The organism is Kribbella polygonati (assembly GCF_050320105.1).
In the GTDB taxonomy this organism is placed as follows: domain Bacteria; phylum Actinomycetota; class Actinomycetes; order Propionibacteriales; family Kribbellaceae; genus Kribbella.
On the sequence record NZ_CP190129.1, the window covers coordinates 3,459,002 to 3,473,560 of the forward strand.

The following is a 14,559-nucleotide window of genomic DNA, read 5'->3' on the forward strand; positions in this document are numbered from 1 at the left end:
CAACGATTCGTGTCACTGTCCGACAAAGGGAGGTAGCCGCCATGTCCGATCCCCTGAGCCGCCGGACGTTCCTCCGGGTCTCCGGTCTCTCGCTGTCCGCGACCGCCGTCGCGGGCTGTTCGTTCTTCTCCACCGATGCCAAGAAGTCCACCGGTTCGGCCGCCGCCGACGCCGGCGCCAAGGAGTCACCGGTCCTGACCAAGCTGGTCAAGGACGGCAAGCTCCCGCCGCTCGAGCAGCGGCTGCCCAAGAACCCGATGGTGATCACGCCGATCCAGAGCGCCGGCAAGTTCGGCGGGGTCATGCAGCGCGGCCAGATCGACCGGAACGCCACCCAGAACCAGTACGTCGAGTTCGCCGGCCTGCTGGAGTGGACGCCGACGACCCCCGCGAAGGCCGGCCCCGGCCTGGCCGAGAAGTGGGAGATCGAGGACGACGGCAAGACCTACGTCTTCCACCTGCGCGAGGGCCTGAAGTGGTCCGACGGCCAGCCGTTCACCACCGACGACCTGATGTTCGCCTACGAGAAGGAGTTCCTGAACAAGGAGCTCAACCCGGTCTTCCCCGGCTGGCTCGCGCCCGGCGGGAAGCCCGGCAAGTTCGTCAAGGTCGACGACCACACGCTGCGGATGGAGTTCGAGGTACCGCACGGTCTGCTGCTGAAGTACCTGTGCTTCATCGGGCTGACCGGCTTCGGGTCGCCGTCCGCGCTGCTGCTGCCGGCGCACTACCTGAAGCAGTTCCACAAGGACTTTGCGACACCGGCGCAGCTCCAGGCCGCGATGAAGAAGGACCCGGCGCCGTCCTGGGCCGAGTTCTTCGGCAACAAGCGGAACATCTGGAAGAACGCCGACATCCCGGTCCTCGGCCCGTGGAAGCTGGTCGCGCCGCTGCAGGGCTCGGGCGTGACGGCCCGCCTGGACCGCAACCCGTACTACTGGAAGGTGGACGAGCAGGGCCGACAGCTGCCCTACATCGACAGCCAGCAGTACACAGTGATGCCGTCGGAGACCCTCGGGCTGCGCGCCGCGAACGGCCAGCTGGACCTGCAGGTCACCGACATCCAGGCCGAGCAGCTCCCGTTGCTGATCAAGAACCAGGAGTCCAAGGGCTACAAGGTCAACCGCTGGGTCGCCGAGCCGAACACGTCACTCCAGCTCAACCAGAGCCACCCGGACCCGGTACTGCGCGCCCTGTTCCAGAAGCTCGACTTCCGCGCCGGTCTCTCGCACGCGATCAACCGCAAGGAGATGAACGACGCGCTGTTCGCCGGGCAGGGCTTCATCCGGCACCCCTGCGCCCAGCCCGAGGACGAGTACTGGGAGAAGGGCATGGGCCAGCGCTTCATCGAGTACGACGTTGCCGAGGCCAACAAACGCCTCGACGCCGCCGGCCTCACCAAGCGCGGACCCGACGGCATGCGGCTGCGGCCGGACGGCAAGAAGCTGCAGCTGGTCGGCCGCTGCTTCGAGGTCGGCGTCGGCATCGACGCGATCAGCGTGCTGGAGTACGCGCAGCGGTACTGGAAGGCCGTCGGCATCGACATGGTCGCCAAGCAGATGACGCTGGAACTCTGGTACGACGAGATCCCGCACGGCAACTACGACCTGGTCGCGTACCCGCCGGCCACGATCCTGTGGGACATCGACTCGCTCTGGTACATCCCGACCAACGGCCTGACCTACTGGGCGCCGAAGTTCGGCAACTGGTACGGCAACCACAAGGACCCGTTCGGCATGGAGCCGACCGGCGACTTCCGCAAGCTGCAGCAGCTGTACGACGAACTGGTGACCACCGCCGACGACGCGAAACGGCTCGACCTCGGCCACCAGATCCTGCACCTGCACGACCAGAACGTGTGGATCATCGGCACCGTCGGTACGCCGTTCCAGCCGTTGATCGCGGCCGGCGACCTGAAGAACGTCCGCCCGGACGCGATCGCCAGCTTCCGCACCCACTACGAGAACGCCTCGTCGCCGGAGCAGATGTATTTCGACTCCCCGGAGAAGCACTCCTGACCCGAAGGGACTCAATTGGCCGGCTACCTGCTCCGTCGCCTGCTGGCGATGCTGCCCACCGTGCTGCTGATCTCGTTCGTGTCGTTCCTGATCATCCAGCTGCCGCCCGGCGACTTCCTCACCTCGGTCGTCGCCAGGCTGCAGCAACAGGGGCAGACCGTCGGGGCGGATCAGCTGGCGGCGCTGAAGGCGCAGTACGCGCTCGACAAGTCACCGTTCGAGCAGTACCTGCGGTGGATGTCGAACATCGTGCTGCACGGTGACTTCGGTCAGTCGTTCGAGTACAACAAGCCGGTCGCCCAGCTGATCGGCGAACGGCTGCCGCTCACCTTGGGCCTCGGCCTGGCGACCTGGCTGATCGGCTGGACGGTGGCGCTGGTGGCGGGGATCTACTCCGCCGCCCGGCGCTACTCGAAGCTCGACTACGTGATCACCGCGCTGACGTTCCTCGGCCTCGCGATCCCCGGGTTCCTGGTCGCGCTGACCGTCGTCTACCTGGAGTTCAAGCTGTTCGGGCAGACGTTGTCCGGGATCATGTCGCCGGAGTTCGAGGGCGCGGTGTGGAACCTCGGCAAGCTGCTCGACGTACTCAACCATCTGTGGCTGCCGGTGCTCGTGCTCGCCTCCGGCGGGGTCGCGGGCACCATCCGGGTGCTGCGGGCGAACCTGCTCGACGAACTGCACAAGCCGTACGTGACCGCCGCCCGCGCCCGCGGCCTGGACGAGCGCAAACTGCTGATGCGCTACCCGACGCGGGTCGCGCTGAACCCGTTCATCGCCACGATCGGGTGGACGATCCCGGCGCTGTTCGACGGCGAGGTGCTGGTCGCGAGCGTGCTCGGCCTGGAGACCACCGGGCCGCTGCTGCTGAACGCGCTGAAGGCCCAGGACATGTACCTGGCCGGCGGAATCATCCTGATCGCCTGCGTGCTGACCGTGATCGGCACGCTGATCTCCGACCTGTTGCTCGCGGCCGTCGACGCGCGCGTCCGGATCGGGTACGCCGGGAGCGGCAAATGACCACCGCCGAAGCCGAACCGACCCTCGCGCTGGCGTCCCAGCGGACGCTGATCTGGCGCCGCTTCAAGCGCAACAAGCTCGCGGTCGTGTCGCTGTGGGTCCTCGGGCTGATCTACTTCACCGCCGCGTTCTGCGAGTTCCTCGCGCCGCAGGCCCAGGACACGTACGCCGCCGACCGGGCGTTCGCGCCGCCGCAGGTGCTGAAGGTCTCGCTGACCTCGAGCCCGCACCTGTACGTCAACGGCTACAAGGGCACGCCGAACCCGGCGACCTTGCTCCGCGACTACACCACCGACAAGTCGCAGCGGTACGGCGTACGCCTGTTCGCGAAAGGTGACCACTACAAGCTGTGGGGGCTGATCCCGTCCGACCGGCACCTGTTCGGGCCGAGTCAGCACGGGGCGCCGTTCCATCTGCTCGGCACCGACGACCAGGGCCGGGACAATCTGTCGCGGATCATCTACGGCACCCGGATCTCGATGTCCGTCGGGCTGATCGGCGTACTCATGGCGCTCGTCCTCGGGCTGTTGCTCGGCGGCATCTCCGGGTACTTCGGCGGGCTGACGGACGGGATCGTGCAACGCGTGATCGAGTTCTTCATGTCGATCCCGACGCTGCCGCTCTGGCTCGGGCTCGCGGCCGCCGTACCACCGGGGTGGAGCGCGTTGAAGACGTACTTCGCGATCACGCTGATCCTGTCGTTGATCGGCTGGACCGGCCTGGCGCGGGTGATCCGCAGCCGGTTCCTGCAGATCCGCGGCGAGGACTTCGTGCTGGCGGCCGAGCTCGACGGCGCGCGCTGGCACCGGGTGGTCGGACGGCACATGCTGCCCGCGTTCACCAGCCACATCATCGCGTCGCTGACGCTCGCGGTGCCCGGGATGATCCTCGGCGAGACCGCGCTGTCGTTCCTCGGTCTCGGGCTGCAGGCGCCGGTGGTCAGCTGGGGCGTGCTGCTCAGTACGGCGCAGAGCATCCGGGTGCTGACCGCGGCGCCGTGGCTGCTGGCGGCCGGTGCGGCCGTGGTGATCGCGGTGATGGCCCTCAACTTCGTCGGCGACGGCCTCCGCGACGCCGCCGACCCCTACGAGTCATGAGGAGGGACATGCCCGAGCCGCTGCTGGAGATCGAGAAGCTCAGTACGCACTTCGAGACCGCCGACGGGCTGGTCAAGGCCGTCGACGACGTGACGCTGCGGGTCGAGCCGGGAAAGACGCTGTGCATCGTCGGCGAGTCCGGCTGCGGGAAGAGCGTGACCGCCCGGTCGATCCTGCGGCTGGTCGACCCGCCCGGGGAGATCGTTGCCGGCAGCATCCGGTTCCGGTCCGGCGGCGAGGTGGTCGACCTTGCGGCGCTCGACCCGCGCGGTCCGGAGCTGCGGCGGATCCGCGGCCAGGAGATCGGGATGGTGTTCCAGGAGCCGATGGTCGCGCTCAGCCCGGTGCACACGATCGGGCAGCAGCTGGTCGAGGTACTGCGGCTGCACGAAGGTCTCGGGAAGAAGGAGGCGCGGGAGCGGGCGATCGCCGAACTGCGCGGCGTCGGGATCCCGCAGCCGGAGCGGCGGATCGACGCGTACTCGTTCCAGCTGTCCGGCGGGATGCGGCAGCGGGCGATGATCGCGATGGCGCTCGCCTGCCGTCCGCAACTGCTGATCGCGGACGAGCCGACGACCGCGCTCGACGTGACCACGCAGGCCCAGATCCTGCGGCTGCTGCGCTCGCTGCAGGAGGAGCGCGGGATGGCGATCCTGTTCATCACCCACGACCTCGGCGTGGTCGCGGAGCTGGCGGACCGGGTCGCCGTGATGTACCTCGGGAACGTCGTCGAGGAGTGCGACGTGGACTCGCTCTTCCACGACCCGCGGCATCCGTACACGCGAGCCCTGCTGCGCTCGGTCCCGCGGATCGAACGCCGAGCCCGCCGCAGACTGCCGACCATCCGCGGCCAGGTCCCGCATCCCCAGCAACGCCCGACCGGCTGTCCGTACCGGACCCGCTGCGACCACGTCGTACCGGGCGAATGCGACACCGAGAACCCGCCGCTGGCAACCGACGGCGACCGCGAGGTCCGCTGCGTCCACTACCCGGACGCCGACAGCATCCGCGCCGGCCACGAACTGCTACCCGTCGAGGAGGTGACCGCGGATGCCGGATGACATCCTCCGGGTCGAAGGTCTGACGATGCGCTTCACCGGCGGCGCCGGGTTGTTCGGGCGGCGGAACCGGTCGACGGTGAACGCGGTCGACGATGTCGATCTCGTCGTACGGCGGGGTGAGACGCTCGGCCTGGTCGGGGAGTCGGGCTGCGGGAAGACCACGCTCGGGCGGTGCATCCTGCGCGCGCACAAGCCGACCGCGGGGCGGCTTGTGTACCGGCGTGCGGACGGCACCGAGGTCGACCTCGCGGGACTGTCCCGCGCGGACCTCCGGCCGCTCCGGACCGAGATCCGGACCGTCTTCCAAGACCCCAACTCCTCGCTCAACCCGCGGATGACCGTCCAGCAGATCGTCGCCGAACCGCTGGTCGTCAACAACCTGGCCACCGGCAGCGAAGTGAAGGACCGGGTCGGCGAAGCACTGCGGCGCTGCGGACTACGCCCCGAGCTGATGCGCCGCTACCCGCACGCCTTCTCCGGCGGCGAGCGCCAGCGCATCGGGATCGCCCGAGCACTGGTGACCGAGCCGCGCCTCGTCGTCGCGGACGAAGCAGTCAGCGCCCTCGACGTCTCCGTCCGCAGCCAGATCCTCAACCTCCTGGAGGACCTCCAGGACGAACTCGGCCTGACCTACGTCTTCATCTCCCACGACCTCTCGGTCATCCAGCACCTCTGCGACCGGGTGGCCGTCATGTACCTGGGCCGGATCGTCGAGCAGGCCGAGACCGAGGACCTCTTCGAGCACCCCCGCCACCCGTACACCGAGGCGCTCCTGCGCTCCGTACCCCGCCCCGACCCCCGCCTGCGCCGCCGCGACGACGTACTCCCGGCCGGCGAGATCGCGACCCCCGACCAGGCCTTCACCGGCTGCCGCTTCCAGCCGCGCTGCCGGTACGCCGTGGACCTGTGCGCGCAGGTGGAGCCGGCGACCGTCCCGCGCTGCCACCGGGTCGACGAGCTGGAGTTGGACGGGGTGTACACGACGATCTGACGTTCCGGTTGCTACGGTCGGACCTGCAGTCCGATCTCACGGGGAGTAGCCGATCGTGTCCGAAACGCAACAGCCGGTGGAGGAGAAGTCCTTCTTCGGGCATCCGCGCGGGTTGATGACGCTGTTCACCACCGAACTGTGGGAGCGGTTCAGCTACTACGGGATGCGCGCGATCCTGCTGCTGTACCTCACCGACAAGGCGCACGGGCTCGGGCTCGGGCAGTCGCTCGGCCAGGCCGTGGTGTCGATCTACGGCGCCTCGGTCTACCTGCTCTCGGTGCTCGGCGGCTGGTTCGCGGACCGCGTCTTCGGCGCCCGCCGCACGGTGCTGTACGGCGGCAGCGTCATCGTCGCCGGCCACCTGTGCCTGGCGCTGCCGTCCACGGGTCCGGCGTACGCCGGGATCGCGCTGGTTGCCCTCGGCACCGGCCTGCTGAAGCCGAACGTGTCGACGATGGTGGGCACGCTGTACTCCCACGGCGACCCGCGGCGGGACTCGGCGTTCTCGATCTTCTACATGGGGATCAACATCGGGTCGTTCTCGGCGCCGTTCGTGGTCGGGTTCCTGCGCCGCGAGTTCGGGTTCCACGTCGCGTTCGCGGCGGCCGCGGTCGGGATGACGCTGGCGCTGGTCGCGTACCTGCTCGGCCGCCGGACGCTGCACGGCCGCGGCGACACCCCGCCGAACCCGCTGACCGCCGCGGACCGGCCCGGGATGATCAAGGTGTCGGTCGCCGTGCTCGCGCTGCTCGGCCTGGCGTTCGCGTGGTCGGCCTGGCGGTCCGGCGGCGTCGGCCCGAAGCCGGTCGTCGACGCGATCTCGTACCTGTGCTTCCTGGCCCCGATCGCGTACTTCGTGATGTTGCTGCGGAGCCCGCTGGTGACACCGGCGGAGCGGCAGCGGGTCCGCGCGTACATCCCGCTGTTCGTCGCGGCGATGCTGTTCTTCATGCTGTTCGAGCAGGCGGCGACCACGCTGACGTCGTTCGCGGCCGACCGTACCCAACTGAAGCTCTTCGGCGCGGAGATCTCGCCGGAGTTCTTCCAGTCGGTGAACCCGTTCTCGATCATCGTGCTGGCGCCGGTGTTCGCGGTGATCTGGATCAGGCTCGGCGACCGTGGGCCGTCGATCGGGCAGAAGTTCGCGACCGGGCTGCTGCTGGCCGGTGTGTCGTTCGCGGTGATGTCGCTCGCGTCATCGGTTGCCGGCAGCAACCTTGCGTCGCCGCTCTGGCTGGTCGGCGTGTACGTGATCCAGACCCTCGGCGAACTGTTCCTCTCCCCCGTCGGCCTGGCGGCCACCACCCGGCTCGCCCCCCAGGCGTTCCTGAGCCAGATGATGGCCCTCTGGTTCCTCGCACCCGCGGCCGGCCAGGCCATCACCGCCCAACTGGTACAGGCGACCCAAGGCGCGTCGGACACGGCGTACTTCGGCGGACTGGCGGTCGTCACGATCGTGGTCGCGTTCGCCGTCTACGGCTTCGCGCCCTGGATCCGCCGCCACACCGACGCCTCCTAGCCGATCCAGGTCTTGAGGGAGTTGTCGAGGCCGGTTGTCGTGTTGGCGGCGTTGGCCCAGGCGATGTAGCCGTCCGGGCGGATCAGGACGCCGGTGAGGTCGCCGGCGTACTTGGTGGTCAGGACGCGGATCCGGTCGCCGGCGATCTCGCGGAGTGCCGACGAGTCGGCGAGGTCGAGCAGCAGGGCCTTTCCGTCGAGGAGGTGCTCGCCGAGCCGGGTGCCGTCGGCGAACTCGAAGTCCGGCGCGCCGGATCCCACCAGCTCGTGGTCGCCCTCGATCGTGTACCGGTGCAGCACGCCGGACAGCTTCTTGGCCAGGTACGTCGACCCGCTCGCCGAGCGCAGCAGATCCGTGACGACGTCGCGCAGCGCCGCGCTCCGGAAGTCCGTACGCATCAAGGCGATCTGCGCCCGCGTCCAGTCCAGCACCCACGCGCCGACCGGGTGCCGCTCGGTCGTGTACGTGTCGAGCAGCCCCTCCGGCGCGGTGCCCTGAACGATCGCCGCGAGCTTCCAGCCGAGGTTGACGGCGTCGCCGATCCCAAGGTTCAGCCCTTGGCCGCCGAACGGCGAGTGCACATGCGCCGCATCCCCCGCGAGCAGCACCCGACCGTTCCGGTACGACGTGACCTGGCGCGCGTTGTCCGTGAACCGGGTGGCGCTGTGCACCGCGGTGACCGTGACGTCGACACCGGTGACGCGCCGCAGACTGCCCTGGATCTCCTCGGCGGTGATCGGTGCGTCGCGGTCTTCGGGCGGCCCGTCGAACTCGACCGTCAGCACCCGGCCGGGCACAGGTCCGTGTGCGTAGACCCCCGTTGGTGTGTGGTTCCAGCTGCTCTTGAGCCCCTGCGCTCCTTCGAGATCCACGATCGCCTGCCGCCCGGTGATCTCCGGATCCGTCCCCGGGAAGTCGAACCCGCCCAGCTTCCGCACCAGACTCCGCCCACCGTCACACCCGACCAGCCACCCGGCCCTCACAGTCCCGTCACTCAACTCCACCGTCACGCCGTCGTCGTCGGCCTCGAAACCGACGACCTCGGCCCCGCGGCGGATCTCCACGCCCAGCTCGGCCGCCCGCGCACCGAGTGCTGCCTCGACCGCCTGCTGGCCGACGGCGAAGATCGACATCGCCGGGCCCGCGTCCCGGAACGCCGGGTCCTCGAAGTCGACCTCGCCGGAGCTGACCATGATCCCGGCGAAGTGCCCGGCCGGCGGCGGCCCGCTCGGGCCCTTCCCGCCGCGGAACGCCTTCATCTGCTCGAACGCCTGCCGCTGCACCTCCTGCAGCCCGGGCAGCATCCCGCGCCGGTAGAACGCCTCGGCGGTCGGCACGTTGATCGACCCCGCCTTGATCGTCGGATCGATCTCGGTCAACCGCTCCACGACCAGTACGTCCAGCCCGGCCAGCCGGAGTTCACAGGCCAGCATCAGGCCGACCGGCCCGCCCCCGGAGATCACCACGTCTTTGTCCATGCGGCAAATAGTAGACCGAGTACAAAATTTGGTCCAGTATAATTCTCGTCATGCCCCAGCCCGGACTGCGCGAACGCAAGAAGCAGGCCACCCGGCGGATGATCGCGGACATCGCCACCGGGCTGTTCGCGCTGCGCGGGTTCGACGCGGTGACCGTCGCCGAGATCGCCGAGGCCGCCGGCGTCTCGAAGATGACCGTCTTCAACTACTTCCCGCGCAAGGAGGACCTGTTCCTGGACCGGCACGCCGACCGGCTCCGTGAACTCGAGGCGGTCGTCCGCGACCGCCCCGCCGGTGAGCCGATGCAGGACGCGTTGCGCCGCTACCAGCACGAGCTGCTCGCCGCCGGCCATCCGCTGTCCGGCGCGATCGAGGGAGTCCGCGGTTTCTGGGTCGTGCTGCAGTCCAGCCCGGCCCTGGTCAGCCGCAGCATCGAGCAGGAGCACGAGGTCGGCGACCTGCTGGCCGGCATCCTGACCGAGGAGACCGGCGACGAGTTCGGCGCCCGGCTGACCGGGAACCTGATGGCCGCGGCGGTCAGCACGATCTTCCGGACCGCGGTCGCCCGGATCGTCGCGGGCGCCGACGTCGACGAGGTACGCCGCGATCAGCTCGCCGTCATCGACCGTGCGTTCGACGTACTCGAGACCGGAATCGGTCCGCCGAGGGAGCCGCTTCACTCTGACGGGTGAGGCGTCGGGGCGACGTACGCCGGATGCTCGGAGCGTGAGTACAACAGAGCGTCCCGTCCCCCGGTGGGCCTACCTCCTCGCCCACGCGATCCCGTTCCTCACGCTGCCGTCCGGGCTGTGGCGGCTCGGCCTGGTGTTCGGCTCGTCGATGGGCGTGCTGGACGACAACGGGCAGCCCGCGTACGCCGGCGGCCTCGGCACCAAGATCTACATCGTCTGCCTGTCGATCTTCTCCGAACTGGTCGCGCTGACCGCACTCGGCATGGTCAGCCGGTGGGGCGAGGTCGTACCCCGCTGGATCCCGTTCATCGGCGGCCGCCGCGTCCATCCGTACGCCGCGATCGTCCCGGCCACGCTCGGCGCGCTGAGCCTGATCGCGATCTGGACGTACGGCTTCCGCGACGCCTACACCGACCACTTCATCCCGTTCAGCAGCACGCCGTGGAAGGTCCTCATGCTCACCTGCTACAGCCCGCTGAACCTCTGGGGCCCGGCGCTCCTGCTCGTCACCTGGGCGTACTACCGGCGCCGGGTCAGCGTGCCCGCGGTCGCGGTTTGAGCGTGGTCGCGGGCAGCGGCGGGGCGGGCAGCGGATCGCCGTCGTACCCCGGCACCATCGGGAAGCGCGGATCGCCGCCGGTGATCGCCGTCTGCCAGGCGTTCCGGGCAGCGACGATGTCCTCGTGGGTGCGGCCAATGAAGTTCCACCACATCACGAGCTCCTCCTCGAACGGCTCGCCGCCGAGCAGCAGGAACCGTACGCCGTTGTCGGAGGCAACCAGTTCGATCGCCTCCCGGCCGGAGCCGAGGTAGGCCATCTCGCCGAACCCCGGCGCGAGCTCCCCGACCGTCAGCGAGCCGTCGACCACCAGGACGGCGTACTCGTTCGACGGGGTGAGCGGGACGGACACCGTGCGGCCGGGTTCGACCGTGATGTCGGCGCCGACCAGTGGGGTGTACGCCGGTGCGGGCGAGGTGACGCCGGCGACGGTGCCGACCATGACGATCACGTGCGCGCCGTCGAGGTCCAGCTCGGGCAGGTCGGCGTACGCGTCGAACGCGGGCGGGGTCGTCGTACGGACGCTGTCCGGCAAGGCGACCCACAGCTGGGCGCCGTGCAGCATCGGCGGCGCGTCCGGCGTCGAGACCTCGGAGTGCGCGATGCCGTTGCCGGCGGTCATGATGTTCAGCTCGCCGGGACGGACGAACGCGTGCGAGCCGACGCTGTCGCGGTGCTCGATCTCGCCCTCGAACAGCCAGCTCACCGTCTGCAGACTCGTGTGCGGATGCGGCGGGACGTGCATGCCGCGCTCGCCCGGTACGTCGTACGAGTCGACCCGCCGGGTCAGGTCGTCCGGCCCGTAATGGTCGACGAAGCACCAGGCCCCGACCATCCGGCGGTTCTTGTTCGGCAGCAGCCGCCGTACCTTCGTGGTCCGTCCCAGCACCACCTCGCGGGCCTCGAGCAGCTCCAGCGCGGGACCGTCACACTCACCCGTGCCAACCACTTCCGCCGGGTCCTTCTCGAGATCACTCACAGCCGCCCCTTCCGCCGTACGACAACGCAACGAGAGTACGTCGCTAGGCCCGGCGCGCGAGCATCAGCTGGAGCAACGGCCAGCTCTCGGCGCGTTCGATCAGCTCGAAGCCGGCCGCGGCGATCTGGTCGTCGTCGACCGGGTTCGCCTCGAGGCCGTGGTGGAACACGGTCTTGACCACCGGATTCCGGGGCGGGCGGAGGTCGGCCAGCATCAGCCGCCCGTCCGTCGCCAGCACCCGATGCGCCTCGGCCAGCGCCCGCGGGCGGTCCACCGGCGCGATGTGGTGGAACGCCAGGCACGACACGACGAGATCGAACGAGCCGTCGTCGAACGGCAACTCCTGAGCACGCGCGACCCGGACCTCCGCGTCACCCGGCAACCGCCGCCGCGCGAACCGCACCATCGTCGTACTCGGGTCGATCCCGGCCACCCGGCCACCAGGTCCGACCGCAACCGCCAGCCGGTGCGCGAGGTACGCCGTACCGGTGCCGAGGTCGAGCACCCGCTCCCCCGGCCGGGCCTGGCTGTGCCGGACGATCCGGTCGTAGACGCGAGACCGCTGCCCGAGGAACACGATCCCCGCCGCGAGGTCGTACAACCGCGCCTGATGGATCACCACGTCACTCATGACCGCACCTAGCTGTTGGTCCAGTCGAGCAGGGTCTCGGAGTCCCAGGTGTTGATCACGCGCTCCGGTGTGACGTCGCAGTCCTCGGCGCGTTCGCAGCCGTAGACCTGCCAGTCGAGCTGGCCGGGCGCGTGCGCGTCGGTGTCGATCGAGAACAGGCAGCCGGTCTCGACCGCCATCGACAGCAGGCGTTTCGGCGGGTCCAGGCGTTCGGGGCGGGAGTTGATCTCGACCGCGGTGCCGAACTGGCGGCACGCCTCGAACACCACCTCGGCGTCGAACTCCGACTCCGGCCGGGTGCCGCGGGCGCCGGTGATCAGCCGGCCGGTGCAGTGCCCGAGCACGTCGACGTGCGGGTTCGCGATCGCCCGGACCATCCGCTCGGTCATCGGCTCGGACGCCATCCGGAGCTTCGAGTGCACGCTCGCGACCACGACGTCCAGCCGGGCCAGGATCTCCGAGTCGCAGTCCAGCGTGCCGTCCTCGTTGATGTCGACCTCGATGCCGTTCAGGATCGTGAAGCCGTCCAGCTCGTCCTGCAGCTTCTTGTTGAGCTCGGCAACGACCTCGAGCTGTTGCAGGCGGCGTTCGCGCGACAGGCCGTTGGCGACGGTGAGCCGCGGCGAGTGGTCGGTGAGGGCGACGTACGAGTGCCCGAGGCGGTGCGCCGTACGCGCCATCTCCTCGATCGGGCTGCCGCCGTCGGACCACTCCGAGTGCAGGTGCAGGTCGGCCTTCAGCGCGGCCCGCATCCGCTGGCCGGCGGTGGTCAGTGCGCCGGCCGCCTCCTCCAGCTTGACCAGGTACTGCGGGGTCGCGCCGTCCATCGCCTCGACGATCACGGCCTCGGTCTTCGGGCCGATCCCGGGCAGCTCGGTCAGCGTCCCGGCCCTGCGCCGCGCCCGCACCTCGGTCGCCGGCAACGCCGCGATCGTGTCCGCGGCCCGCCGGTACGCCTTCACCCGATGCGTCGGCTGCCGGTCCCGCTCCAGGTAATACCCGATCGCCCGCAACGCCGCGACCGCGTCATCGACGCCCGCCTTGTCCGTCATGCCCCCCATCATGGCAGCGCCCACCCCCAGACCATCACAGTCGAGCCGCACGGGGAGCGGCGGGAGCGGGGCGGACGCCCAGGCCATCACAATCGGGCTGGACTGGGGCGGCTGGGCGGGGAGTGGTGGGGGTGGGCGAGATTGTGATGGCGTGGGGGTGCGGGGGCTAGGGTCGGGGGGTGGCGGGTGATGGGCATCGGGTGCGGGCCGACCGGTTGCAGGCGGCGACCGGGGCGTTGGCGACCGCGGCGATGGCGGCGATGGAGGCCCAGCTGCCGTGGTTCGGCAAGCTGTCCGCGCAGGACCGGTCCTGGATCGGGCTGGTCGCCCAGTCCGGGATCTCGGCGTTCGTCGACTGGTTCCGGGACCCGGAGGCGCACTCCTCGATGCCGACCCGGATCTTCGGGTCCGCGCCGCGCGAGTTCACCCGGGTGATCTCGCTGCACCAGACCGTCGACCTGGTCCGCACCACGATCGAGACCATCGAGACCACGATCGGCACGCTGCTGCCGCCGGCCGACGTACCGATCGTGCACGAGGCGATCCAGCGGTACGCCCGCGAGGTCGCGTTCGCCGCCGCCACCGTGTACGCGCAGGCCGCCGAGATGCGCGGCGCCTGGGACGCCCGGCTGGAGGCGCTCCTGGTCGACTCGGTGATCCGCGGCGAGACCGACGAGTCGGTCCGCTCCCGCGCCTCCGCCCTCGGCTGGACCGGCGGCATCGGTACGACGGGATCGGCCGAGGTCGCCGTCGTCGTCGGCCGGGCGCCTGTCGCGGAGACGCCGCCCGCGAACGGCAGCTCGAACGTCGTGGACATGGTCCGGCACGCCGCCCGCGAGGCAGGCGCCGACGCACTGTGCGCGGTCCAGGGCGACCGGCTGGTGGTGGTACTCGGCGGTACGAGCAAACCTGTGGAGATCGTACAAAAGCTGGCCCGCTGGTTCGGACCCGGGCCGATCGTCGTCGGGCCGGTGGTGAAGGACCTGACGGCGGCCGTCACCTCGGCCCGCGCCGCGGTCGCCGGACTCCGCGCGGTGGCCGCCTGGCCTGGGGCGCCGCGACCCGTGTACGCCGACGAACTGCTCCCGGAACGGTCACTCTCCGGAGACGGCCACGCCCGCCGGCAGCTCGCCAACGAGGTCTACGCCCCGCTCACCGCGGGCGACGGAGCGCTCCTCGACACGGTCTCGGCGTACCTGGACTCCGGCGGCTCGATCGAGGCGACGGCCCGGGCGTTGTTCGTGCACGCCAACACCGTGCGGTACCGGCTGAAGCGTGTGGCGGACCTCACGGGCTACAACCCGCTGAATCCCCGCGACAGTTTCACGTTGCGTGTCGCACTGACCTTGGGCCGCCTGCTCAATCCCGACGCGAACACCCCTGGTTTGTAGGATCTCCACAAAAGCGGGCCGGTAGAATTCGTGCTCGCCGCGCGGCTCCGAAGGGGCCCGGCTGAGGGAGA

At 69.9% G+C, this 14,559-nt stretch carries 13 protein-coding genes; 9 read left to right on the forward strand and 4 right to left on the reverse strand.

The annotated features are described in order from the left end of the window. Positions 1-41 precede the first annotated feature (41 nt). The 6 genes from ACQHIV_RS16460 to ACQHIV_RS16485 are packed head-to-tail and all read left to right on the forward strand — an operon-like array spanning position 42 to position 7,706. The gene (locus ACQHIV_RS16460) at positions 42-2,018 is read left to right on the forward strand and encodes an ABC transporter substrate-binding protein (RefSeq protein ID WP_427895221.1); all 1,977 of its coding nucleotides are present in this window, start codon (positions 42-44) and stop codon (positions 2,016-2,018) included. Positions 2,019-2,033: 15 nt separating this feature from the next. After that, a complete protein-coding gene (locus ACQHIV_RS16465) occupies positions 2,034-3,038 on the forward strand; it encodes an ABC transporter permease (RefSeq protein WP_427895223.1) in 1,005 nt (334 codons plus the stop codon). Beyond that, positions 3,035-4,135 (forward strand): ABC transporter permease, encoded by a 1,101-nt coding sequence (locus ACQHIV_RS16470; RefSeq protein ID WP_427895225.1) that lies wholly within the window; start codon positions 3,035-3,037, stop codon positions 4,133-4,135. Before ACQHIV_RS16465 ends, ACQHIV_RS16470 begins: the two co-directional genes overlap by 4 nt. A gap of 8 nt (positions 4,136-4,143) precedes the next feature. Continuing rightward, positions 4,144-5,196 carry an ABC transporter ATP-binding protein gene (locus ACQHIV_RS16475; protein WP_427895227.1) on the forward strand — a complete coding sequence of 351 codons (1,053 nt, stop codon included), beginning with the start codon at positions 4,144-4,146 and terminating at the stop codon, positions 5,194-5,196. Further along, a complete protein-coding gene (locus ACQHIV_RS16480) occupies positions 5,186-6,187 on the forward strand; it encodes an ABC transporter ATP-binding protein (protein ID WP_427895229.1) in 1,002 nt (333 codons plus the stop codon). Before ACQHIV_RS16475 ends, ACQHIV_RS16480 begins: the two co-directional genes overlap by 11 nt. 55 nt (positions 6,188-6,242) lie before the next feature. Beyond that, positions 6,243-7,706, forward strand: coding sequence for a peptide MFS transporter (locus ACQHIV_RS16485; protein WP_427895231.1), 1,464 nt, complete (start codon positions 6,243-6,245; stop codon positions 7,704-7,706). On the opposite strand, the gene ACQHIV_RS16490 is transcribed toward ACQHIV_RS16485, so the two are convergent. Then, the gene (locus ACQHIV_RS16490; protein ID WP_427895232.1) at positions 7,703-9,184 is read right to left on the reverse strand and encodes an FAD-dependent monooxygenase; all 1,482 of its coding nucleotides are present in this window, start codon (positions 9,182-9,184) and stop codon (positions 7,703-7,705) included. The genes ACQHIV_RS16485 and ACQHIV_RS16490 overlap by 4 nt on opposite strands. 50 nt (positions 9,185-9,234) lie before the next feature. On the opposite strand from ACQHIV_RS16490, the gene ACQHIV_RS16495 reads away from it, so the two are divergent. Continuing rightward, the gene (locus ACQHIV_RS16495) at positions 9,235-9,876 is read left to right on the forward strand and encodes a TetR family transcriptional regulator (RefSeq protein ID WP_427895234.1); all 642 of its coding nucleotides are present in this window, start codon (positions 9,235-9,237) and stop codon (positions 9,874-9,876) included. 34 nt (positions 9,877-9,910) lie between these two features. Continuing rightward, a complete protein-coding gene (locus ACQHIV_RS16500; RefSeq protein WP_427895236.1) occupies positions 9,911-10,435 on the forward strand; it encodes a hypothetical protein in 525 nt (174 codons plus the stop codon). On the opposite strand, the gene ACQHIV_RS16505 is transcribed toward ACQHIV_RS16500, so the two are convergent. The 3 genes from ACQHIV_RS16505 to ACQHIV_RS16515 are packed head-to-tail and all read right to left on the reverse strand — an operon-like array spanning position 10,410 to position 13,097. Continuing rightward, positions 10,410-11,414, reverse strand: a complete 1,005-nt coding sequence (locus ACQHIV_RS16505; protein ID WP_427895238.1) for a pirin family protein — start codon at positions 11,412-11,414, stop codon at positions 10,410-10,412. The two genes, ACQHIV_RS16500 and ACQHIV_RS16505, sit on opposite strands and share 26 nt — an antisense overlap. A gap of 43 nt (positions 11,415-11,457) precedes the next feature. Beyond that, positions 11,458-12,045: a class I SAM-dependent methyltransferase gene (locus ACQHIV_RS16510; RefSeq protein ID WP_427895240.1), complete on the reverse strand. Its 588-nt coding sequence runs from the start codon at positions 12,043-12,045 to the stop codon at positions 11,458-11,460. A gap of 8 nt (positions 12,046-12,053) precedes the next feature. Further along, complete coding sequence (locus ACQHIV_RS16515) at positions 12,054-13,097, reverse strand: PHP domain-containing protein (protein WP_427895242.1); 1,044 nt, start codon at positions 13,095-13,097, stop codon at positions 12,054-12,056. A 179-nt stretch (positions 13,098-13,276) separates the two neighbouring features. On the opposite strand from ACQHIV_RS16515, the gene ACQHIV_RS16520 reads away from it, so the two are divergent. Next, positions 13,277-14,488 (forward strand): PucR family transcriptional regulator, encoded by a 1,212-nt coding sequence (locus tag ACQHIV_RS16520; protein WP_427895243.1) that lies wholly within the window; start codon positions 13,277-13,279, stop codon positions 14,486-14,488. Positions 14,489-14,559: the final 71 nt, after the last annotated feature.